Origin of the sequence: Gimesia sp. (genome assembly GCF_040219335.1) — a bacterium.
Taxonomy (GTDB): domain Bacteria; phylum Planctomycetota; class Planctomycetia; order Planctomycetales; family Planctomycetaceae; genus Gimesia.
The window spans coordinates 225798-250008 of the sequence record NZ_JAVJSQ010000006.1 but is presented as its reverse complement, the minus strand read 5'-3'; the positions used below and the strand labels follow the sequence as shown (position 1 = coordinate 250008).

The 24211-nt window shown below is 50.9% G+C and carries 13 protein-coding genes and 1 tRNA gene; 12 read left to right on the top strand and 2 right to left on the bottom strand.

Going from position 1 to position 24211, the window contains the following annotated elements:
• Window positions 1-2: 2 nt before the first annotated feature.
• From RID21_RS07060 to RID21_RS07025, 8 genes are all read left to right on the top strand, one after another.
• Window positions 3-1409 (top strand): glycosyltransferase family protein, encoded by a 1407-nt coding sequence (locus RID21_RS07060; protein ID WP_350187955.1) that lies wholly within the window; start codon window positions 3-5, stop codon window positions 1407-1409.
• Window positions 1410-1435: 26 nt separating this feature from the next.
• Complete coding sequence (locus tag RID21_RS07055) at window positions 1436-2020, top strand: serine O-acetyltransferase (RefSeq protein ID WP_145185903.1); 585 nt, start codon at window positions 1436-1438, stop codon at window positions 2018-2020.
• Complete coding sequence (locus tag RID21_RS07050; RefSeq protein ID WP_350187954.1) at window positions 2017-3297, top strand: glycosyltransferase family 2 protein; 1281 nt, start codon at window positions 2017-2019, stop codon at window positions 3295-3297. The genes RID21_RS07055 and RID21_RS07050 overlap by 4 nt, the downstream gene beginning before the upstream one ends.
• Window positions 3298-3309: 12 nt before the next feature.
• On the top strand, window positions 3310-4506 hold the full coding sequence (locus RID21_RS07045) for a hypothetical protein (RefSeq protein ID WP_350187953.1): 1197 nt from the start codon (window positions 3310-3312) through the stop codon (window positions 4504-4506).
• Between the two features lie 314 nt (window positions 4507-4820).
• Window positions 4821-5822 carry a glycosyltransferase gene (locus tag RID21_RS07040; RefSeq protein WP_350187952.1) on the top strand — a complete coding sequence of 334 codons (1002 nt, stop codon included), beginning with the start codon at window positions 4821-4823 and terminating at the stop codon, window positions 5820-5822.
• A 583-nt stretch (window positions 5823-6405) separates the two neighbouring features.
• Complete coding sequence (locus RID21_RS07035) at window positions 6406-7191, top strand: sensor histidine kinase (protein ID WP_350187951.1); 786 nt, start codon at window positions 6406-6408, stop codon at window positions 7189-7191.
• 113 nt (window positions 7192-7304) lie between these two features.
• A tRNA-Leu gene (locus RID21_RS07030) sits at window positions 7305-7389 on the top strand.
• An 886-nt stretch (window positions 7390-8275) separates the two neighbouring features.
• Window positions 8276-8443, top strand: a complete 168-nt coding sequence (locus RID21_RS07025; protein WP_350187950.1) for a hypothetical protein — start codon at window positions 8276-8278, stop codon at window positions 8441-8443.
• A 315-nt stretch (window positions 8444-8758) separates the two neighbouring features.
• Here RID21_RS07025 and RID21_RS07020 read toward each other — a convergent pair whose 3' ends face one another.
• Both RID21_RS07020 and RID21_RS07015 read right to left on the bottom strand, forming a co-directional pair.
• Window positions 8759-9472, bottom strand: a complete 714-nt coding sequence (locus RID21_RS07020) for a methyltransferase family protein (RefSeq protein ID WP_350187949.1) — start codon at window positions 9470-9472, stop codon at window positions 8759-8761.
• Window positions 9473-9536: 64 nt separating this feature from the next.
• Window positions 9537-10808 (bottom strand): lactonase family protein, encoded by a 1272-nt coding sequence (locus tag RID21_RS07015; RefSeq protein WP_350187948.1) that lies wholly within the window; start codon window positions 10806-10808, stop codon window positions 9537-9539.
• A 371-nt stretch (window positions 10809-11179) separates the two neighbouring features.
• On the opposite strand from RID21_RS07015, the gene RID21_RS07010 reads away from it, so the two are divergent.
• The 4 genes from RID21_RS07010 to RID21_RS06995 all read left to right on the top strand — a co-directional run bounded on the left by RID21_RS07010 (window position 11180) and on the right by RID21_RS06995 (window position 24197).
• Window positions 11180-12715, top strand: coding sequence for a DUF1559 family PulG-like putative transporter (locus tag RID21_RS07010; RefSeq protein WP_350187947.1), 1536 nt, complete (start codon window positions 11180-11182; stop codon window positions 12713-12715).
• Window positions 12716-12792: 77 nt separating this feature from the next.
• Window positions 12793-13662, top strand: a complete 870-nt coding sequence (locus RID21_RS07005) for a DUF1559 family PulG-like putative transporter (RefSeq protein WP_350187946.1) — start codon at window positions 12793-12795, stop codon at window positions 13660-13662.
• Between the two features lie 74 nt (window positions 13663-13736).
• Window positions 13737-14744 carry a DUF1559 family PulG-like putative transporter gene (locus RID21_RS07000; protein ID WP_350187945.1) on the top strand — a complete coding sequence of 336 codons (1008 nt, stop codon included), beginning with the start codon at window positions 13737-13739 and terminating at the stop codon, window positions 14742-14744.
• Window positions 14745-15005: 261 nt separating this feature from the next.
• A complete protein-coding gene (locus RID21_RS06995; protein WP_350187944.1) occupies window positions 15006-24197 on the top strand; it encodes a Calx-beta domain-containing protein in 9192 nt (3063 codons plus the stop codon).
• The last annotated feature ends 14 nt before the right edge of the window (window positions 24198-24211 follow it).

Below are 24211 nucleotides of genomic sequence, written 5' to 3'. Positions count from 1 at the left end.
TTATGTCTACCATCCTCTCTCAACCTGTCGATCTGTCCGATTCGGGAGAACAGCCGCGTCCACAGGAGTCACGTAAACGACTGCTGCTGGTGAGCTATCATTTCCCCCCGGTTGGCGGTGCCGGCGTACAGCGTCCCGTCAAGTTTGTGAAATACCTGAAGCAGTTCGGCTGGGATGTGAGCGTGCTGATGGCTGCAAATCCTTCGGTACCGGTGTTCGATAACAGCCTCCTGGTCGATATTCCTGAGAACACACATCTGGAAAAGGCCCGGACCTGGGAACCGGACTACACACTCAAGAAGAATATGGCCCAGAAGCAGGTAGGGGCGCAGAAAGTGAGCCTGTCAGGTTCGCTCAAGTCATCCTGCAAAAAGGTGGTCAAAGCGGGTGCGGGAATGCTGCTGCAGCCCGACGCGCAGATTCTCTGGTATCCGAATGCACTCAAGGCCGGTAAGCGGCTGTTGAAGCGGGTCCCCCACGATGCCATCCTGGCGACCGCCCCGCCCTATTCGAACCTGATCCTGGCCAGCAAACTCAAAAAAATATTCCACCTGCCACTGATTTCGGATTTCCGTGACGAGTGGGATCTGAGCAGCAAATACCTGGAGAACCATCAGCGGGACCGGATCTCGGATCTGATTCAGACCCGTCTGCAGAAAAAAGTCATGCGTCACTCAGACGCGATTGTCGCTACCACGAAGGCCAGTACGCAGCGTCTGCTGGACCGGGCGGAGCAGTTTGGAGCCTCGCCTGTCGGCCAGTGTATCTATAACGGCTACGATCCGGATGACTTTGACACGCCGCATGAGCCGACATCGACCTATTCACCAGAGAGTGGCAGAAAGTTTCGGATTGTCTATACGGGAACGCTCTGGAATCTGACCACGATTGAACCACTGGTGCGGGCGATTGAAGCCGTACATCAGTCACAGCCTGCGATCCTGAAACATCTGGAACTGCAGGTGATTGGTAGAAAGACTCCCGAACAGCGGGAAATCCTGGATCGTCTGAACCAGACGGACTGCACGTTGATTTGCGAAGACTACTGTGCCCACCACGAAGCCTTGAAAAAGATGGCAGCCGCGGATGCACTCTGCCTGCTGCTCAGCGATGTGGAAGGCGCCGATCGTGTGGCTCCAGCCAAGCTGTTTGAATACCTGGCAATCCAGCGGGAAATCCTGTCGATCACCCCCGCGGGAGAAACGGCGGGCGTCCTGCAGGACTTTTGGCCGGAGGGGAATTTCCGTGCCAGCGAAACGAACAAACTTGCTCACTGGTTGGTCAATCGTCTGAGTGGCCAAACGGTCTCACCGATGCCTCACCCGGAAAAACGGGATCAGTTCCAGCGGGAACACCAGGCAGGACAACTGGCGGAACTGTTAAACCAGCTGGTCCATCACCGGATCTGATTAATTCGAATCGAAATGGGCTGAACATGAAATTCTGGGAAGATCTGAAAGCAAAATCAGAATGGTGCTACGGCAGTGTGACTGCGCGGAGCCTGCTGAAAACGTGCCTGACCGACGGCACGATGGCGATGCTCTGGTATCGCCTGATGCAGTGGGCGAGTGCCTGGAAGCTGGCGCCGCTGGCCATGATCTTCAACAAATGCAATGCGATCTTCTGCCAGTGCATCATTGGACGCGGTGCGGATTTTGGTCGCCGCCTGGTGATCATCCACAGCCAGGGAATCGTGATTAACGGCTCGGTCAAGGCCGGCGATGACATCAAACTGGAACACCAGGTGACCATCGGCGCGGAACGCAACACATCTCCTCGACTGGGATCGGACATCTTTATCGGTGCGGGAGCCAAGGTGATTGGTGCGGTGGAAATTGGCTCGCACTCGAAGATCGGGGCGAATGCGGTTGTGGTGAAAGACGTCGCAGCACACACCACTGTCGGCGGGATTCCTGCAAAAGTGATTAAGGTTCATCAGGAGTCGGAACCCGTCAGCAGACCAGAAATCAATCAGGCCGAACTCCCCTACAAACAACATCAGCCAAAGGTGGCACCATGACATCCACAGTCTTCATCAGCCTCTTCTGGGGATCCGTCGCGTTGATCGCCTACGCTTATGTCGGCTATCCACTGCTGATCTGGCTGCTCTCAAGGCGTCATTCCCGACGCGCGGAAGAATTCACAAGCAATCAGGGCGAAACGACAACGACGGGCGAACTCCCCTTTGTGTCGATTATTATCGCCGCCTATCGGGAAGAGAATGTCATTCTCGATCGTTTGAATAATCTTGCGCAGCTGGACTACCCTGCCGACAAACTTGAGGTCCTGATCGGCTGCGACGGGAACGAAGACCTGACCGGCGAACTGGTCACCATGTATGACGATGACCGCGTGCGCCTGCTGCAGTTCGAAGAACGCCGGGGCAAGTCATCGGTCTTGAATGACTGTGTACCGGCGGCCCGCGGTGAAATCCTGGTCTTCTCTGATGCCAATACGCACATGGATCCACAGTGCCTCAAACAACTGGTACGTCACTTTGACGATGAAACCATCGGCGGTGTCTGTGGGCAGTTGATTCTCGAAGATTCAGAGACGGGAAAAAATGTGGATGGCCTGTATTGGAAATATGAAAACTTCCTGAAACAGTGTGAAACGAACCTCGGAGCCGTACTGGGCGTAAACGGTGCACTGTATGCCTTACGCAAGTCGATCTACATGCCCATTCCACCAGAAACGATCATCGATGATTTCCTGATTGGGATGCGGGTCCATCTGATGGGGCAACGTCTGATCTATGACGGCAGTGCCTTCGCAACCGAGGAATCTGCTACTTCGGTACAGGCAGAATTCAAACGTCGTGTCCGCATTGGTACCGGCGGATTTCAGAGTTTACGACACCTGAAGGGACTGTTGAGTCCTCGATATGGATACATCGCATTTGCCTTCTGGTCACATAAACTGTTGCGTTGGTTCTGTCCGGTCTTCATGACCGTGGCGTTGTTGGCGAATCTGTGCCTGTTGAACCAGACACTCTACCAGGTCACATTACTGGGCCAGGGACTGTTTTATCTGTCTGCCTTTGTGGGTATGAAACTCGCGAATCGAGGGGGCGTGCTCCGTAAACTCTGTCGGGTCCCCGGCATGTTCGTGCAGATGAACCTGGCACTGGGAATCGGCCTGTTCCGCTGGCTCTTCACGCGACAGACCGGCACCTGGGAACGGACCGAACGCAGTGCCACCCGCGTGGTGCCTGTCGATGAAGGGTTTCCGCTGGAACAGCAGAGCGACATCGATCCGGAAACCATTGAGAATAATATCCCCTCTCATCATTCATAAAGATAATCCGTCATGAATACATTTCTGTTTGCCTGTATCGCGATGCTCAGCCTGCTGGTGATGGCGTGCGTCGGTTTCGTTTCCCTGGCAATTCGTGCCCGGAACATGCAGTACTGGTTGCCCGCTTATCTGTTTCAGAAGAGGCAGGATCGGCCGGTCAGATTTACTCCGGTACAGCCCCGGCATATTTTCATCGCGGTTTGCGATCACTATGAACCGGAATGGGGACATCCCCAGAAAGCGGAAGCGATCGCCCGTGTCGACCGCTGGTGTGAAGAATATCCGGCCCGCTTCTCGCGTTTCAGTGATTCGCGCGGACAGGTGCCTCAGCATACGTTCTTCTTTCCGCAGGATCAGTATCAGCCCGAGTACCTGGATCGTCTGGCGCGACTCTGTAAACAGGGATTCGGCGATGTGGAGATCCACCTGCACCACGACAACGACACGGCCGAGGGGCTGCGTCAGAAAATGAATGATTTTCGCAAGACGCTTTACGAACGACATGGACTGCTGCGCAAGGATCCCGCAACGGGAGAGATTCTCTACAGCTTCATTCATGGAAACTGGGCCCTGTGTAACTCGCGTCCGGATGGTCGCTGGTGCGGGGTCGAAAATGAAATCGATGTGCTGCTGGAAACGGGCTGCTATGCCGACCTGACGATGCCTTCGGCTCCCAGCGATACCCAGACACGTATCATCAACAGCATCTATTATGCGAAGAATCTGCCCGGCAAATGTAAATCACACGATGCAGGAACGCTCGCGCACGTTGGTCAGACTCCCAAGCGGGACAGCCTGCTGATGATCCAGGGACCGTTGGGACTCGACTGGAATCAACGGAAATGGGGATTCATGCCCGGGATTGAGAACTCGGACCTGCATGGTGGTCGTCCGGCGACGATCTCACGTTTCCGGCACTGGCTGGCGGCAGATGTGCATGTGGCAGGACGACCCGACTGGACCTTTATCAAGTTGCACACACATGGCGCCAAACCTGGTAATCTGGAGACTCTGCTGGGACCGGAAACGGAGGCTTTTCATGCAGAATTGCGCCGCGAAGCAGCCCGGCATCCGGAGTGGAAATATTATTATGTGACCGCGTGGGAAATGGCAGCACTGATTCACCAGGCGGAACAGGGAAACACAACGCCCGATTTTGAAGCGATTCACCCCATTTCCCATCAGGATTCTGCAGTACCTGTCTCTTAAAGAAGTGACAGGCACTCGTTTCCTTATAGAATCCGGGCAGATTCGGATTGACCAGATTTTCGAGATTTGTCAATATCAGCGTCAGACGGTCGGTGATACTCAACTGGCTTGTCGTCCCCTGTTTTTCTATCGGTTCTGCGGCTGACAACCGTGGTACTAAAATTGAGTCCTTTCTCTGTTGTCTGACTTGAGTTACTACATACATCACCCCCTTCTTTGAGCTTCCCTCAAGCGTATTCTGCGGTGAAGTCGCTGCTGGCAGAATAACAACAGGATTTGATTCAGACTCATCATCGTTTCAAGGAGGAAACAACATGAGTGTGATCTTAGTGCACACAGGCGTATCTCATACGCGCATTGAATATAGTATCTGGGAAGCACTGAATCAGACCTGGCCTCATTCCTCCACGATTGCCCGCTTCGGAACCGGCTTTTCCCCGGATAAGGAAGTGGATGTCTCCCGGGCGAATCTGATCATCAGCACGAGCCTCGAAGCAGCCGCCTCGATCAAATGCCAGGACCACCAGTTGCATATGTGCTATCTGGAACCGATCGCCAGTAACCAGCAGCCCATCGATCACCAGCTGGTCAACTCACTGACTGAGGTGGAATTCGTCGTACCGACCAAAACGCTTTTGAATCAGAACCGGGATCGTTTTACCTCATTTGTACGCCCCCCCGTTGATACGGATTTTTACAGTTCCGGTTATGAAAGACGGAATGACTTCTATCTGCTGGTTGTCGACGGTCCCTGGACTGTGCAGGAACAACTGGCCGTCGATGCCTGTGTGGCTCTCAAACAGAGTCTGTCGATCATCGGAATTCCGGCAGAACAGGTCCCTGCTGCGGTTCACAATGAACCACAGGTGGAAATCATCGGTGCCGTTGATGATCAGGTTTTGCGAGATCAGTATCGGCTCTGTAAAGCGGTGATCTGTCCCCGGGATGTTGACTTCGATCTGTCTGCTCAGGAAGCACAGAGCTGTGGTGCACCGGTGGTGATCTTTGGAGGCTGTGAAGCAGCCCAGTCGGTCATCTGCTTTGAGCAGCATGGACTGGGAAGTGGAATTCACTTTGCCGAACAGAGCTCTGCCTCACTGATTTCAGCGATGCGCGAGCTGGAGCTCCGTCCGCAGCGTTGCCAGTCCGTGATCGGCTGGTGCTGTGCAGCCCAGTTCTCTTATCAGCAGTTCCAGCTGAACTTCAACCAGGCAATTGCCAAAGAGATCGCCTATCGGATTCAGTGTGCTCAACGCCAGAGCCAGGCAGACGAACAACAGGATCAAGGTCCCGCCGAAGAGCGGGCTGCCGCTTAAATCAGATTGCCTGACATAGGCTGCTGCGGAACGTCAATATCGGACTTTTACACAGTCTGGCGATATTGCAGAATCTTTTCCGACTGAATGTGTGAATCTGTTGCGCTAAGAACCACGGTTTTCTTAACTACAGCGGATATGGTGCTCTGGCAGGTCTGTTCAAGATGTCGTACCCAGGCTTCCAGCAGGATTCCGTAGCATGATCGCTTCGTAATCCTCTATTTTGCAGTAGGTTACCAGCGTCTATTGCTCCCGAGCAGATGTCGTTCGGTAAACTATTCTGATTCATTCTCCAGACAGTATAGTATTTTCACGCACACATATTGGGGGCCATTGAAGCCTGAATCAAACCCATTCCTTCTATCCCCCCCTGTTTTCGCCTGCTTACACAACTGGACCTGAAGGGTTCATTCTTGGTCGACTGTAACAGGTGGCTGCTCAGGTTCTGGATTGCCGATTTGCGGCAGCCGATATTCTATAGGTAGATAGCGCAGCTGAAACACTCTCCCGCTTCAAGTGCAGCTTGAATCAAATGGGTGTTCGAAATTACAACTCACTCGCCTCACAAGGATGTGTCAGGTTTATGACTCAGCAAACCGTCGAAAATCTTGAAGCCCGCGTCAAAGAGCTGGAAGCTCAAGTCCAGGATTACCAGAAGCAGCTCATTCAGGCGCAGAAGATGAGCTCCGTGGGTGCCCTGGCTTCATCGATCACGCATGAATTCAACAATATTCTCACGACCGTGATCAACTACGCGAAGCTGGGCCTGCGTCACAAAGAGGAAGAACGCCGGGATAAAGCGTTTACCAAAATTCTCTCCGCCGGTCAGCGGGCCGCCAAGATCACCACCGGCATGCTCTCGTATGCCCGTGGCAATGAGAGTCGCCAGGAACCGGTCGACCTGGTCGTGCTGGTCAAAAGCGTGATCGCCCTTGTGGAAAAAGACCTGACGATGAACCGCGTCAATCTGCATACCCATTTCGATGCTCAGCCGGAAGTCACGTTGAATCCGAACCAGATCCAGCAGGTGCTTGTCAATCTAATCGTGAATGCCCGTCAGGCGATGCCAGGCGGCGGCAGACTCGATCTGGCGGTGCGAGTGAATGCGGAATCGAACCTGGCAGAGGTGATCGTGCGTGACAGTGGTTCTGGTATTCCCCCCGAGCAGCTGCACCATATCTTTGAACAGTTTTACACGACCAAAGAAGCAGACGAGAACGGCCAGGGAGGCACTGGACTGGGACTGTCACTGGCCAAAGAGGTCATGGAGGCCCACAACGGACGCATCCGTGTTGAGAGTGCCATTGGTAAAGGGACTGCTTTCACGCTGAAATTCCCGCTCTCGGCAGCAGCCATCGAAGCTGCCTGATTCGAGGCCTTTTTCAGGTAACGGGCCATTTTGAGTCAGTCAATGGGATCCCAGTTTTTTGGCTGTTTCCATTGAATTCCATAAAGCGTTATACTATATACTCTTATTCTCAAGCCGGAGTGGCGGAATCGGCAGACGCGCTGGATTCAAAATCCAGTGGGGGTAAACCCCGTGCGGGTTCAAGTCCCGCCTCCGGTACTATGAAAACCCGACAGGAAATGGTGTGAATACCTTTCCCGTCGGGTTTTTGCGTTTGAGGGGTCATGCAGCCAGATGCTAGCTCACACAGACTTGTGCCTGATCGTATTTGTCTGGCGACTGACGGGCTGTTTTATCTCAACGTCAGACTTTCTTACCAGCCAATCCCATCACAGGTCGTTTCTATTCAGAGAGCAGAGGAAGGCGCAGCCTCTGTCTGGAATGCTTTACCAACTCAGTCCTGCTGACTGATTGCAGTTTTCTGAAACTTTTTTGACGGGAGAACAGGCCAACACGCGCAAGGCTTCCCATCAAAGAATGGTTTCACCCTCATCATAGAATTCTCCTCCTCCTGCAATCAATACCCCAGTCAAAGTTCTCGTTTACTCCATTCTCCTGCAGTGGAATCAACTTCACCTGATCCTGCAGTCCTGGTACGCGCTAACCTGAAATAGATCCTTCCCGGTCCCGTTTCTCAGCACATTAAACACTTGGCAGATCTGCCTGATGTTCTAGAAAAGAAGACGGGGCAGCAATTTCTTCAAATCAGGAAGCTTAACCATCGACGATCTGGAAATCTTCAAACTTGGCGTGGTCGTATTCGCGATTGTATTCATCGCGACATTCTCATCGATTATCGCTATAGAGGATCCTGACGGCTGAGTGTTAAGCTCCTCCGCATTGTATCGACACAAAGGTCTACAGGAACTGTGAAACGCAAAAAACTAGGAAAACTACTGTTCGTTATAGCTGCCTTCATTTCATTCCTCTTTTCAGTGGCGCTCTGGTTCAGTGGCCAGCGGGAAGAAGGATTATTTGTAGGAATCTGGGTCCCTTCGATACTTTCCTTCGGCTGTCTGCTCTTGCAAGGAAGGAGCTTTGAAAAATGAGTACGCTTGGGATATTTATTCTTGGTCTTCTCGTCACCGGACTAACCGTCTCAGCCACCGTGCTGGTCGGACTGCAGGAAGCCGCAGATGAATCACTGACTCGGGTGCAGGACCTGACAGAGTTCGAGAAAAAGGTTGCCGGCAGAGTTTCTGAGAGCGATTAGGATTTTCGTTTCATAATATTCAGATGCAGTCAGTCAGCCTTAATGATTTCATTGCCAAAGCCTATCTTTAATATCTGGACGCTCGAGGAGAATGAGCTGATCAAATAGAGAATTCGGTTGATGTGCACTTACTCATTTAACCTGGCTAAAAACTTCTCAAGTGAATTCTGGCGTCCTGCTGAAACCTCGACAGGAAATGGTGTCACACCTTTCCCGTCGTTTTTTTTGTGTGTGGGTACCTGAAATTTGGTAATTCTTCAGATGTACTTGGGTCTGCCTGAGACTGTCGGCTCGTCTCCGCGGATGATTTTTTCGTTACCAGATGCCCGGGATCAGCTTAAACCGCACCCACTTCGCGTATTCCTGGTACCCGTTTAATTCTGCCTGCAGGGTCTGGTCTTCCCAGTGGGTTCGTATGATCAACACCAGCGAGGCGATTCCCGCCGGAATCAAGGCCCAGAGGGATCCCAACGAAAGCGGCATGCCGATGGCGGTGAGGATTCCCCCGACATAGCCGGGATGACGCATGATGGCATAGGGACCGGTGTCGATCACTGCATGCCCGCGGTCCGTTTGAATCCGCACGGTGACTTCAAAGAACTTGTTCACGGCTTCGGCCCAGGTGACGATTACCATCCCGGCCAGCAGTAAAGCGTAGCCGAGAATGCAGACCCACAATGGGACTGGAAACCAGTGGAATCGGCTCTCGTCCAGAGCCGCCACGGGGACGATGGCCAGCATCGATGGAAAGTAAAAGCCGAGCAGGATTTTGTCCCAGTGTTTCGTTCCTTTGTGGAAGTGACTTCTCGCGACAATGACTTCCGGATTCACACGCTGAAGAACCACGAATCCTGCTGAAACGACCACCAGCAGAAAAAGAATAAAGAACCAGCCTTTCGACCATGTCCATGTTCCCGCAGGCAGGAACATAAACAGAGCGAATAAGATTGGCAGTCCAATCAGATCCAGAACCAGACGGCGGCGATTGATGCCCTGAGGTGCTTTCTCCGAGTCACTGTCAGCGGTCATGAATCGTTCCTCATTTCTCGCTTACGAACTCAGCAATCCAGTCTGGATCATATTAACTCCTGCATCAAGGTTGCTTCGCCAGGTCCAGAAAGACAACGTGCGAGGGGTTGCCAACGGCAGCGTAGTGGCCTGTGAAGTGCAGCTTGCCTGTTGCTTTATCGACCTTGAACACGGCCACGCTGTCGGCCCGCTGGTTACAGCAGTAGAGAAATTCGCCGGTCGGGTCAAAGCTGAAGCTGCGGGGATAATTGCCGCGGGTCCATTCATCAGCCACCCAGGTCAGTTCGCCGTTTGTGCCGACGGAAAAGATGCCGATGCTGTCGTGCAGACGGTTGCCGGCATAGACGTACTTCCCGTCTTCCGAAACCAGAATTTCCGAACAGAAGTTGCTGCCTTTGAAACCTTCCGGCAGTGTCGAGATGGTCTGCCGGGCGGTCAGTGTGCCAGCCTTCGGATCGAAATCGAAGAGGACCAGCGTCGAACCTTCTTCCTGGATTGAATAGAACCAGCGTCCGTTGGGATGGAAGTGGAAGTGCCGGGGTCCGTCGCCGGGAGGCAGAGAGATCGCAGCCTGATCATTCGGCGTGAGCTTGCCCGTTTTTTCATCGAATTTCCAGATGTAGATCTTGTCCAAGCCCAGATCGACATGAAACACAAAGCGCCCTGAGGGATCGGCCTGAATCATGTGGGCGTGCGTATGATCGTGACCGCTGAAGGCGAAGCTGCCTTCGGGGGCATTCGTGGCTGTGGTGGGACCGATTTTGCCGGCATCATTTTTGACATCGGTGGCTTCGCCGAGTGAGCCGTCTTTCAGAATGGGGAGCACGGAAATCGAACCGCCGAAATAATTCGCAATCAGCAGATAGCGTCCCGACGGATGGATGCTGACATAGGTCGGTCCGTCTCCCCCCGAGTTGACCTTGTTGAGTTGTGTGAGCGAACCGTCCTCCCGATTGATCTTGAAGGCGGAGACGGAACCATGCTTCTCCTGGCCGACCCGATCAGTTTCATTGGTCGAATAGAGGCGTGTGCCTTCCGCGTTGACAGCCAGGCAACTGGGGCTGGTTCCCATCCGCTGAATGCCAGCAGGGGTCATCGCTCCCGTTTTGCGATCGACCTGGAAGAGATGAATACCGCGTCCGTTGCCAGGCGGCAGGTCGACCTGGGTATCGAGCACATCCTGAAGCGGAGAACTGAAGGTGCCGACATAGGCCATCAGGGGTTTGTCGGACGATTTTGATTCCGCGTAGGCCAGTCCGGCGACCAGTGGAAAGGTTCCGGTCAGAGCGAGAGATGTTTTCAGAAACGAGCGGCGGGATGTTTCGGGAGATTGCATGGTGTGAGTTTCTATTATCATCAGGAGAAATTTCAGGTTGTCGGGCTTCGATCATAGCTCGCGTGGGGAGAGAATGCATCTGAAATCGCGGATTCTTTGGGAGACAAAATCGGATCCTGATCGGGGTGTGTACAGAATTTGATTCGCTCAACCAGACCTCCTGCCTGCAGCATGTCGGATCGCTGGCCTGTGTGATTCTTTGTCTGCATTTAACTTGCCTGAACCTAAAGTGGAAGATAGACTTAAATGACTTCTCTCTGATGTCGAAAGACACACGCTCACAGAACGAAGGCAGGCACAAACTTCGCTTCATCAGAGCCCCCATGCGCGCGGGGTCTGATCCAATTTGACTCAGCTGAAAGTTTGCCTACATGTCTGCTACTCGCTCACTCCCTGGTGTTCCGGGAAACTGGAATCGCTGTCTGTCTACATTCTCTCTCTGTCTGATCCTGCTGCTGGTTTCTACAGGTTGTCAAAAGCCTCAGCCCGGCGACTCCCAGGCGGAAAAAGACGACTCCTCAACTTCGTCTGCCGAACAGTCATCCTCGAAAGATGCTGCCACTGCGGAAGAAAAGACGATCGATCCCAAAATGGTGACGAAACCGGGGGAGCCGATGACGGCCGAACGTTATCAGGAGGTAAAAGCGCGGCTGAAAGCCATCGGCCTGGCCCTGCATTACTCGCATGATAAAAACCGGTCTTTTTTACCATCACAAGAAGAACATCCTGAATATTTCGATGAGAATGGTCAGTTGAAAGTCAGCTGGCGGGTCCACATTCTGCCCTTTCTGAGCCAGAAGCCGCTGTACGATCAATTCAAACTGGATGAAGCCTGGGATAGTCCAGCCAATGCCCCACTGGCAAAGAAAATGCCTGAGGTTTACCGCTCTCCCGATACCCCGATCGGCTCAGACAAGACCCGCTTCCGTGTCTTTGAAGGACAATGGGGAAAAAACTCCAGAGGCAGAGAGGCGCCATCTACCATATTTCCACTGGGGAAACCGGCCCAGATTCGCAACATTCTGGACGGAACATCTAACACAGTCATGATCGTTGAAGCGGGACCGGACAAAGCGGTTCTATGGACTCAACCCGGCGGACTGAAAGATGAACATCCCAAGGCTGAATTCGGAGCCGCCGGTCGAGGCATTCCGGTCTTGCTGGCCGATGGTTCAACCCGCTGTTACAAGCGGGATATCGCTGAAAGCAAGTGGAAAGACCTGATAAACCCAAATGATGGCAACGTGGTTGACGATCGAGAATACACCATTATCCATACCACTCTGAAGCCGGATCAGATCAAGGTCCTGCAACAGCTTCGCGGGATCGTCATGGCGTTTTACGACTATGTCGATAAATACAATCGGTTTCCGCCCGCGGATGAACATCTCGTCGACGGCAAACCCAATCTGAGCTGGCGCGTGCATCTGCTGCCTTTCATGGGACAGGAGGCGCTGTATCAACAGTTCAAACTGGATGAATCCTGGGACAGCCCTCACAACAAAGCCTTAGTGGCGAAAATGCCGGCGATCTATCAGTTTGGTTCCGCAGGTAAGCCGGGCGAGACACGTGTGATGACATTTGCCGGAGAAAAGACGCCGTTTCCCGGTGCGCCGGGCTCACGTATCAGAGATATCACTGACGGGACTTCCAATACAATCTTCTTCGTGATCGCTGCCGCGGACAAAGCGGTTCCCTGGACGAAACCGGAAGACCTGCCCTTTGATCCTGCTGACCCGGTCAAAGCCCTTGGGAAGTTAACCACGCCTGTGATCCCTGCTGTGATGATGGATGGCTCGACAAGGGGGATTCCTGCGAACATCCCCGCAAAATCGCTGGCAAATCTGATTCAACCTGATGACGGGAATGTGATCACAGTAGATCTGCCCTCTTACAAACCTGAATAAAATTGGAACAGGCAATGAAGCTTTCCACCTGTTTTCACTTTCAAGTAAACCTCTCTGACAGAACCATGGAGACGAGAATGTATATTCAGAGTCGAATTCTGCTGCTGACGTTGCTGATGGTAACAGTCACATTTCCCAGCGGATGCCAGAAACAGCCTGCTGCGAATCCCACAACGGAAGAAGCTGCCACCGAGACTGGTGCACCGGCAGAGACGGATGCTCAACCGGAGGAGCAAAAGATCGCCCCGGAGATGATGACCAAAGCGGGAGAACCGATGACCGCCGCACGTTACAAGGCTGTTGGAAATCAGCTCAAGCAGATTGGTCTGGCACTGCATAACCTGCACGAGGAAGCCAGTTCCTTCCTGCCATCACAGGAAGAGCATCCCGAATTTTATGACGAGAATGGTCGGTTAAAAGTCAGCTGGCGGGTGCATCTCCTGCCCTATATGGACCAGAAACCATTGTATGAACAGTTCAAACTGGATGAAGCGTGGGATAGTCCAAATAATGCGCCGCTGGCAAAGAACATGCCTGATGTCTTTAAATCACCGGACACGCCTGCCGACTCAAACAAAACCCGATTCCGGGTTTTTGAAGGGAAACGGGAAAAAAATGCTGAGGGAAAGGAGAAAATGACCACACTGTTTCCCCTGGGCCAGCCGGCCCGTATGCGCGACACGCTAGATGGCCTCTCCTATACAATGATGGTCGTTGAAGCAGGCCCCGACAAAGCCGTCGAATGGACAAAACCGGGTGGTCTGAATCCGGCGCAGCCAATCGCCGAATTGGGACAAACTGCTTCACAGGTTGTGATTCTGAAAGGGGATGGATCCATATCACTTGTTAAAAAGGATCTGGAAGACGCTCAATGGAAAGAGATGATCGGCCCGCAGGATTTCACGCGGATTGATTGGGACGCCATCGAAGTCAAACCGGGACAGTAAGAATCACTGTCAACGACTAACGGTATTATTTCACCACCCAACCCACTTAGTTTTATAAAGACACTCAGAAGACCATGACCATCAGTTTTGAATGCAGGCAGTGCGGCAAGAAATATAAAGTCGGCGACGATAAAGCCGGTAAGAAAATCAAATGCAAAGCGTGCGAAGCGGTGATGAAAATCCCGGTCCCCGCGGACGATGATTTTCTGGAAGCCTTCGATGAAGAAGAGGAAATGGATTATTCGCCACCGACACGACGGCGGAAGAAGAGCCCCACGAAGTCGGCGAAATCGAAGCAGAAGAAACAGACGGCTTCCAAAGTCAAACCGGGGCCGCTGATCGCGATCGGTGCCGTGGTTCTGCTGCTGGGGGGCGGAGGTTATTTTCTGCTGACCTGGGGCGCCCCGGGAGGCAAGATCATGAAGCGTATTGCCGACAAAGCGGACGACGTGATCAATTCTCAAATGAATGGGGGAAATTCGCAGCAGTTCCGGGAGTCAGAAGCAGACAGCATGAAAAAGATCGGGCTGGCCTTTCATCACTATCACGATTCCTTCACGCGATTCCCGTACGCCGATGCGCATCTGACCGATGGCAAACCGAATTTAAGCTGGCGGGTACATCTGCTCCCTTTTCTTGGTCAGCAGGAGTTGTATCAGCAGTTCAAGCTGGATGAGCCCTGGGACAGTCCGCATAACAAGGCCTTGATTACCAAAATGCCGGATGTCTACCAGACAGAAAATACCCTGCAGCCGGGCTTCACGTCTGTGATGACCTTCTCAGGCAAGGACACCCCGTTCAGCGGCGGTCAGGGTTTACGCATGCGAAGTTTCACCGATGGTGTTTCCAACGTGATCCTGGCGGTCAAAGCAGGGCCGGATAAAGCGGTTCCCTGGACACAACCAATCGACCTGCCCTTCAATCCTGGCAATCCAATCATCGCCCTGGGACAGGCTAACAATGGGAGATTCCTGTGCATCATGGGGGATGGTGCACTACGGACGATTCCGACCAGTATTTCTCCCCAAACGCTCAGTCTGGCAATCCAGCATCGAGATGGTCAGAGCCTGCCGGTCTTCTGAGCGGGAACAACATTGCCATAAGCTATTTATATATAGAGATTTACCGTCATTTCTTAATGACATGAAATTTTAAGGTAGAGAAGCTGAAAGTTATGGATACCCCTCTCCTAAACTGATATATTCACACATACAGATAATTCATTCCTGTATATCAACCCGCTAATTATCTGATTCACCCAACACTTACGCTTAAACTCAACGCCTCAACGTGCGGGCCACGTACGTTTGACCGCAACAGATAGCCAGAAAGCCCTGCCTCGCATGCTGTTGACTAACTGGTTGAAGTCCCTGACTTCACGATACCGAACTGTACGCTCACGTCGTCCCCGAAATCAGCGTTCTCGCGCACGTCATCGGTATCAGCCCGCGCTGAGTCGACGTCCGATTGGAATCGAAGAGCTGGAAGACCGCACGCTGCTGACCGGATACGATTTAGAGGGGCTTTTATTACCGCCTGCGGATTCAGATTCAAACCTCAGAGAATATTTTGGATCAGCAGTCGCAATCAGTGACGACTACCTGGTGGTTGGAAGTTACAGGAACGGCTTTAATATTGGTTCCTCCGGTTTAGCCTATGTTTACGCACGTGACAATCAAGGAACAGCGAATGATCGGTCAGATGACACTTGGGTGTTTGAAACGACATTATCAAGTATCACTCCCGATTTCGAAGATCGGTATGACCAGTCCTCGGATCAGTTTGGGCATTCGGTCGCCATTGAAGGAAATACGATCGTCGTAGGTGCTCCCTTCGCTGATGCATACGTTAATCCGAAGTATGAAAATACTGGGGCCGTATTTGTTTTCACCAAAGATGAGTCAGGGTGGAAAAATGCAACAGTAACAAAACTAATCTCCCCCGAAGCAGATGAAGCGTATCGTAGTTCTTTTGGCTGGTCTGTCGCGCTCGAAAATAACACTCTCGTTGTCGGTGCAAGCCTTGTTCAAGGTTCACCATACTATAGAGGTGCAGCCTATGTCTTTACAAAGAACGCATCAGGCTGGGAAAACGCAGAAGCTGTAAAACTTGCAGCAAGTGACCACCCACTGCAAGCCTATTTTGGTGAAACAGTCGCGGTAAGTGGTGACACAATCGTGATCGGAACAGGAGACCAGGTCTCTGCTGCCTATATCTATTCCAAAGGCATTGATGGCTGGAATTCAGCAGAAGAAGTGAAACTTACCGGCGAAACTCCTTCATTTGGATCAAGTGTATCTGTGAGAAATGACACAGTTGTCATTGGTGAAGCGGGATTTTCTGCGAATGACTATACAGAAAATGGTACGGTTCATATTTATCAAAAAGGGTCCAGCTGGAACGAGTACCAGAAAACAACAATCCAAGCATCCACCCCTCACTCAGGGGATAATTTTGGATCATCTGTTTTTCTCCTTGATGACATCCTTGTGATTGGCGCTAAGAATCATCCTCAAGATGGTCCCCCTCAGGGAGCAGTCTACATTTATGAAAAAGGTATCTTGGGCTGGACGGGTGCTACTGAATCATTTTTTACATCTTCAGAACTTGAAGAAAACAGCTCTTGGGGATCCTGCATTGATTTCAATGGAAGTGAGATCTTAATTGGATCGCCTCTCGAAGACACTAACGGAGTCGATAGTGGTGCAGCTTATATTTTCTCGAATGGAATTAATGGCTGGAATTCTTCGGAACAAAAAATAAGTCCCCTCACAGATGACATTATCCAACATCCTGGAGACCGCACTGGAAGTAGTGTTGCAATCGATGGTGACTACCTGGTTGTCGGCGCCCCCTATAACAACTTTCGCGGAATTAATGCAGGTGCTGCGTATATTTACAAGCGAAATCTAAATGGCACGCCTGATGTTTATTTCGATGACTTCTGGGAATTCGAAACGGCTCTCTTTCCATCTGATGGACAGGATTATGATACTTTTGGATCCAAAGTTGCCATTGATGGCAATACCATTGTGGTAAATGGGTACAATAGATCACATGACGACCCCAACTTGCAAAATGGTTGTGTCTACATCTATACGAAACAGGGATCTGACTGGAACAATGCTACCGAGACGATCTTAACTAATTCTGATCCGGACTTTGATGCGACCTTTGGTTATGAGTTTGACATTGATGACAATCAGCTTGTAGTAACGGCACTGACCGCTCCCTTTATATCAAACGAAGTTGATTATGGAGCTGTGTACGTTTACACAAACACTGACAGCAATTGGTTAACTGCCACGAAAACGAAGATAGTTACTACAAATAATGAAGGATATGGGATTTCGGTAGGTATCAATGGCGATTCACTAATTGTGGGCTCATTTGGTAAAGAAATTTACGGCTCTCACAACGGTGCAGCATATATTTATACAAAAGGAGAATCAGGCTGGTCTGATGCAACAGAATTTAAATTCACCCCCGATAATCTAACTGAACCCACTCGTTACGGAGTATCAGTTTCAATCGATGATAATACAGCTGCCGTAGGAGCTAGCTTTGATAGTACTCTTGGTAACAGATATGGTGCAGCATATGTCTACTCAAGAGTTGGTGATGACTGGAGCGATACAGTCTCTACAAAGCTCTATGCAGATGATGGAAATACAAGTGCTTATTATGGACGAGCAGTATCCATCCACGATAATAAATTGGTGATTGGAGCAATTTACGACAATTCACCTGAAAATTTTGGGGCTGGCACAGCTTATATTTATGAGAACTCGGGAAATGGCTGGGATAACAGCCTGCAGACAAAAATCAAAGAGACCTCAGGTAGTTTTGCTCATGATCTCGCGATTGATAATGAAACGATTGTGGTTGGTGCCCCAACTGACACTACTTCGCATGGATACCGTAGTGGCTCGGTTCATGTTTACAGATTGAATGATCGAAGTTCGATTTCGATTAATAACATCCAGATAATCGAAGGTGACTCTGGAACCTCTTCTGCTACTTTTACAGTAACGAGAAAAGGGACGAATCCCGGAGACTTAAATCAGTCTGAGACGATTGAATATAAAACCTTCGAGAGGACTGCTACAGCAGGAATTGACTACACTGCCTTAGAAGGGACAATCGTTTTTCAGGCAGCCCCGAACCAGACGACTCAAACTCAGACGATTACCGTCCCCATTCATGGAGACCAGATAAAGGAAATTGACGAAGGATTTGGAGTACTGCTCTTCAATCATGTCGGCAGTTCATTACTTGGAAATACTTCGGGAGCAGCGACCATCATCAATGATGATTTCCCCGAGTTAATCCAGTCACAGTCCGTCCTTCCCCCGCCCACACTCAACAGTACTGACCATTTTGGGAATGATATTGCCGTTGATGAAGATTTTATGGTTGTCGGTGCTATTGACAGCGATTTAATCGCCAATAACGCGGGAGCAGCTTTTGTGTACCGCAGGAACCAGCAAGGCACGCCATATAATGACTCCGATGACACCTGGGATTACTACTCGACGCTAACAGCATTCGACGCTACAGAGGGAGATTTTTTTGGAACCAGTGTGGCCATTGACCGAGAGACCATCGTGATCGGCGCCAAAGGTGATGACGATCTCGGGGCAGAGAGTGGTTCTGCTTATATTTTCAGATGGATTGGTTCCGGCTGGGTCTTCGACCAGAAAATCACGAACTCTGATGGGGAAGCGGATGATAACTTTGGAACATCCGTTGCGATTGAAGATTTTACGATTGTAGTTGGTTCGCCATATCATGACGCATTAAATCTCAGCTATGAAGATGAAGCGGGGGCCGCGTATGTCTTCAAATTAGTGGGAAACACCTGGATAGAATCACAAAAACTCACAGCGTCCAACAAAGACTATTACGATCGTTTTGGCACGGCGGTAGAAATCAATAATCATCAGATTTTTGTTTCTGGAATCACTGCAGATACGGGCCAGAGTCCATTTGGAGGGGGGGCCGTTTATATATTTCATTATATCGCAGACACCTGGATTGAAAGGCAGGTCATAGGACAGCCGACCTCAACAGGAAATATCTGGTTTGGAATTAATTTTTACGTCGATGATAATTATCTGGGAATCATCTCTCCTGATGGCAATAGTAATATAGGTGGGGATATTTTTATTTATAAGAATGTCTCTGGAAGCAGAACAGGTACCTGGACCTATCAACAACAACTCCCAACGCCAGAGAATGATCCTTTTTACAGTTTTGATTCTATTAGTATCTCTGGGACGACATTAGTCACAGGATCAACCTCAAGTAATACCGGTGCAGCCTTTCTTTATCGACTGATAGACAATCAGTGGGTTGAATCACAAACACTATTGCCTCTGGATGGTGACCCGAATGACTTTTTTGGGTACGCAGTCGCATTCGCAGGCGAACGAGTGATAGTTGGAGCCCCCTTGAATAATGAAGCTGGCACTGATGTCGGTAAGTTCTATGTATTCCAACCTTATGTTCCTGAAATTTTCATTGTTAATGATGTAAGCAAGATCGAGGGAGACAGTGGCCAGACCATCTTTACCTTTACCGTAGAGCGTCGGGGGCAACAAGCGGGTGATTTGAACTTTCTTTCTGTCGTTGACTTTACCACGAGTGACCTGTCAGCCAAACAAGGTACTAACGATTATGAATCCAACACTGGCAGTGTGATCTTCCAGTCTGATCCGGAATCGATTGTTCAAACACAGACTATTTCCATTATCATCAATGGTGATAATCAAGTCGAAAATGATGAATTGTTTAATGTATACCTCTCAAATCCCTCCCAGGGAACAATACTGGCTACCTCCAGTGCCAGGGGAACTATCGAGAATGATGATCAGGCTCAGATTACGATCGATGACATCATCATTAATGAATCTGCGAGAACAGCATCTGTCAGAGTATCACTCGACAAACCCGTTGCCTCAGCCATCAACGTCGACTACACAACGGCCAACCTGTCCGCGATTGACACGGAAGATTACCTGGCGCAGTCAGGCACATTAACTTTTGGGGCTGGTCAACTATTCAGAACGATCAGTATTCCCCTGATCGATTCTGACAATATCGAAGCCGACGAAATGTTTCTCGTCAACCTGCTGAACCTGCAGAATAACGGCTTCAACGTTGTTCTTGCCGATGACCAAGCCGAAGTCACAATCAAAGATGACGATCAAGCCGCCATTTCCATTGCAGATATCGTAGTCAATGAAGATGCGGGTACCGTAGAGATCACTGTCTCGCAGGATGTACCAGCCAGTACTTCTGTCAGTGTCGATTATGCCACAGCAGACCAGTCAGCTCTCGATGTTGATGACTATCAGTCACAGAACGGCACACTAACGTTTGCTCCGGGTGAGCAGACAAAAGTCATCACTCTTAATATTGTGGATTCAGATCAGATAGAAGCTGACGAAATATTCCTGATTAACCTGTTCAATCTTCAGGCAGGTGGTGCAAATATCATGTTGGCTGACGATCAGGCAGAGGTCACTATTCGCGATAATGACCAGGCCAGTATTTCGATCGATGATGTTTCAGTCGACGAATCTATGGGAACAGCCATTTTAACTGTCACATTGACTCAACCGGTATCAACTACCGTTACGATTGACTTCACCACTTCTGACCAGACAGCAACTGAATCCACTGACTATCAGGCGCAATCAGGACTTCTGGTATTTCCACCGGGTGAACTGACAAAAACCATTACAGTTACCACCTTTGACTCGGACGAGGTGGAATTGGAGGAACGACTGGTGGTGCTCCTATCAAACATACAGTCAGGAGGAACCGATGTCGTTTTTGCCAAATCGCAAGGAGAAATTACGATCCAGGATAACGACGTTGCCAGTCTGACTATCGAAGATATCACAGTCGAAGAAGATACTGGCACTGTGGAAATTGCCGTTTCATTGAATCAGCCGATTGACACCACTATCACTGTTGACTATGCATCAGCAGACCAGTCAGCAATTGCCGTTGATGATTACTCTTTACAGACCGCTACTTTGTCATTCGCTCCCGGCGAACTTACACGGACCATTTCAATCCCTGTCGTTAATTCTGATCTGGTGGAACTGGAAAAATCCTTCCTCGTGAACTTGACCAACCTGCAGGCCAGCGGACGCGATGTGATTCTTGCCGATGACCAGGCGGTCGTGACCATCTCCGACGATGATCAGGCGCAATTGACGATTGATGACATTTCCATCAATGAAGCTGACGGGACTGCGGAAGTGACCGTTTCCCTCGATCATCCTGTTGCAGGTGAGATCAGTGTCTTCTTTGAAACAGCAGATCAGACAGCCTTTGCGAGCGAAGACTACGAGGGCCAGTCCGGCACGATCACTTTTTCCGCCGGTCAGCAGACCAGGATCATCAGCATCCCCCTGATCGACACAGATCACGTTGAACCGGATGAGCAGTTCCTGGTCAATCTGAGCCAGCTACAGAACAATGGATTTGATGTGTTACTGGCAGATGACCAGGCAGAAGTCACAATTCGGGATGATGACCAGGCTCAGTTTACGATCGACGACATCATTGTAAGTGAAGCCGATGGTACTGCTGTCTTGACCGTTTCTTTGAGTCACCCGGTCACATCCGCGGTCACCATCGATTATGCAACGGCAGACGATTCGGCGTTCTCTCCCGAAGATTACCAGGCTCAAACAGGCACACTGACCTTCCTGCCCGGTGTGCAGTCGCAGAGTATTACCATCGCTCTTATCAATTCCGATCCGATCGAACTCGATGAACGCTTTCTGATCAATCTCTCCAACATTCAGGCCGGAAGTGCAGATGTCGTGATGGGTGATCATCAGGGAGAGGTTACGATTCAGGATAACGAACAGGCACAATTGATTGTGAGTGACCTGACCGTCAATGAGGCAGACGGGACGGCTGAAGTCGTAGTCACGCTGGATCAACCGGTAAGCTTCGAAGTTCGAGTGAACTATTCACTGTCCGATGGGAAGGCCAGAAACTCACTCGACTACCAGAGTCAGTCCGGAACACTGACCTTTGCTCCTGGGGAACAGAGCAAAACAATCACGGTTGCCCTGATTGATAATGACAAGGTAGAAGAAATCGAAGACTTTCACGTGAATTTGTCTGGCCTCAACATACAGAGCGATGTGGTGATCATCGGCCGTTCCCAGGCAGACGTTTCCATCGTTGATGATGACCAGGCCCAGTTTTCAATCACCGATATCACCGTCGATGAAGCAGCAGGAGTCGCCCGACTCTATATCTATCTGACAGATACCGTGTACGCGAACATCTCAGTTGATTACAGCACCATAGATCAATCCGCTGTCAGCGATTCTGACTATCTGGGGAAATCGGGCAGACTGACATTCACTCAGGGACAGACGGCCAAGAGCATTACGATCACCATTACCGACGATCAGATAGTTGAAGGTTTAGAATCATTTTACGTTCAGCTTTCGAATATTCAGGCGAACGGGGCGCAACTCACTTTTGCCAGTGATTCTGGCGAAGTAACCATCGAAGACAATGAAGAAGCCAACCTGACGATGAGCGACGTGACTGTCGATGAATCGGCGGGAGTCGCACTTGTTTCACTGACACTGGACCAACCAGTCGAAGCGGCGGTTTCTCTTGATTTCAACACGCTGGACCAGAGTGCCCTGGCGAACGCGGACTACCAGCCTACAGCAGGTACGGTCACGTTTCAGCCGGGTGAAGTCTCACAGACGGTCAGCATCCCTCTGATCGACACGGATCTGGTGGAACTGACAGAATCGTTCCTGGTTCAATTCACAAATCTGCAGGCCGGCGGTGCGAATATCGCGCTGAGTCGTAACCAGGCAGAGGTGACAATAACGGATGTTGACCAGTCCAATATCACGATCGACGACATTTCGGTGGATGAGTCCGCCGCGAATGTGCAGGTGACCGTCTCGCTGGATGCCCCCGTCGATGCACCGGTGGTCATCAACTATGCAACCGCCAGCCAGACTGCCCAGTCGCCTTCGGACTACGCTCACAGATCGGGATCACTGACGTTTACGCCGGGAACACAGACCCAGTTAATCAGCATTCCGATTGTCGATTCTGGTCTGCTGGAAATTGACGAAACATTTTTAGTGATCCTGTCCGGTCTGCAGGCTAATGGACATAATGTAATTCTGGCTGATGACCGGGCCGTAGTTACGATCCTCGATGATGACAGTGCCTCTGCAGAGGTGAATCTGAGACTGGTCTCCTCCCCGACCCCGACACAGCCGGACGGTTCGATCATCCAGTTACCCGAACATGAGGCGTGGGTCAGTGAGTGGGCCACATGGTGGATTGAAATCTGGGTCCAGACCAACGATCAGACCAGCCAGGGGAGCATCTCTGTCGATGTCGATCTGTCTTACAATTCGGCCGTTGCCTCCGCGATGGAAATCGAATACGGGCCTCGGTTCTCTACAAACCAGACTGGTGATATTGATGATTCAACAGGAACGATCACCGACCTGCATGCGGAAACATCAACGGCTGGACTGCAGGTTAACCGGCGAACGCTGTTTGCCCGGATTCGCTTCACTCCCCAGGCGCAGGATCAGATTGATCTCGATCTGAGTACAAAGATATTGCCTGCTGAAGATTTGGAACTGCAGGCGAATTCCGTCGAAGTTCAGCTATCCAATGCCGCCCCCTTTGTCACGCCGACTGAAGCGATCCCCGCTGTCCAGATCTACGCCAACCCGTATGACCTCAATAACGACGACGCCATTAATTTCCGGGATCTGATTCTGTTTGCCAGTGTGTATAATTCGACTCCCAGCCTGTCTGATTCGGACTATGCCTGGTTTGCAGACTTGAATCAGGATGACCGGGTGCACTTCCGGGATCTGCTGCTGTTTGCTTCCAATTATGGGAAGTCTAAAGCCAATCATTCCATTGTCACCTACCCCTCCAACTTCCCGGATGCCTGGAATCAGCTGCTGGTGGCTGACACGTCGAGTGCACCGCAGCAGACGGCGACGCCCTTGTCACAAACAGTCGCGACGACTTCCTTCTCTCGGATTGTCGATCAGGTCAGTGGCAGTCTCTCTGCAGAACAGAATGTCATGCTGGAAGCCACGACTGTTCAAGTGGTCGATCTGGAAGGTGACGCGCTGGGACAGGTTGCTGGCGGGACGATCTATATCGATGTGAATGCGGCAGGATACGGCTGGTATCTGGAAGGAAGTCCTGCTGCTGATTTTAATTTCGTATATGAAAGTGATCTGAGTCTCATCGCGTTGCCCGGCAGTGACGCAGACGGCCGTTTCGATCTACAGACTGTGCTCTTCCATGAACTGGGGCATCTTCTGGGATATGAACACTCAGAAGACGGAGTGATGCAGGGTACACTCGCCCCCAGTATCCGCCTGCTGCCCGACTGGGAAATCAACTTCGAATTCGACCAGGACTTCTCTCTGGATGACACTGACGAATTCTTTCTGGACATTCAGGACGAGACGGAATTGACTCCTTTTTAGGAATCCAAGCAGGC

What these genes read in the sequence shown, in the direction of transcription:
- RID21_RS07060 (WP_350187955.1), top strand. Translation starts at nt 3, where the DNA reads ATGTCTACCATCCTCTCTCAACCTGTCGATCTGTCCGATTCGGGAGAA.
- RID21_RS07035 (WP_350187951.1), top strand. Translation starts at nt 6,406, where the DNA reads ATGACTCAGCAAACCGTCGAAAATCTTGAAGCCCGCGTCAAAGAGCTG.
- RID21_RS07010 (WP_350187947.1), top strand. Translation starts at nt 11,180, where the DNA reads ATGTCTGCTACTCGCTCACTCCCTGGTGTTCCGGGAAACTGGAATCGC.
- RID21_RS07005 (WP_350187946.1), top strand. Translation starts at nt 12,793, where the DNA reads ATGTATATTCAGAGTCGAATTCTGCTGCTGACGTTGCTGATGGTAACA.
- RID21_RS07020 (WP_350187949.1), bottom strand. Translation starts at nt 9,472, where the DNA reads ATGACCGCTGACAGTGACTCGGAGAAAGCACCTCAGGGCATCAATCGC.
- RID21_RS07015 (WP_350187948.1), bottom strand. Translation starts at nt 10,808, where the DNA reads ATGCAATCTCCCGAAACATCCCGCCGCTCGTTTCTGAAAACATCTCTC.
- RID21_RS07050 (WP_350187954.1), top strand. Translation starts at nt 2,017, where the DNA reads ATGACATCCACAGTCTTCATCAGCCTCTTCTGGGGATCCGTCGCGTTG.
- RID21_RS07045 (WP_350187953.1), top strand. Translation starts at nt 3,310, where the DNA reads ATGAATACATTTCTGTTTGCCTGTATCGCGATGCTCAGCCTGCTGGTG.
- RID21_RS07025 (WP_350187950.1), top strand. Translation starts at nt 8,276, where the DNA reads ATGAGTACGCTTGGGATATTTATTCTTGGTCTTCTCGTCACCGGACTA.
- RID21_RS07040 (WP_350187952.1), top strand. Translation starts at nt 4,821, where the DNA reads ATGAGTGTGATCTTAGTGCACACAGGCGTATCTCATACGCGCATTGAA.
- RID21_RS07000 (WP_350187945.1), top strand. Translation starts at nt 13,737, where the DNA reads ATGACCATCAGTTTTGAATGCAGGCAGTGCGGCAAGAAATATAAAGTC.
- RID21_RS07055 (WP_145185903.1), top strand. Translation starts at nt 1,436, where the DNA reads ATGAAATTCTGGGAAGATCTGAAAGCAAAATCAGAATGGTGCTACGGC.
- RID21_RS06995 (WP_350187944.1), top strand. Translation starts at nt 15,006, where the DNA reads ATGCTGTTGACTAACTGGTTGAAGTCCCTGACTTCACGATACCGAACT.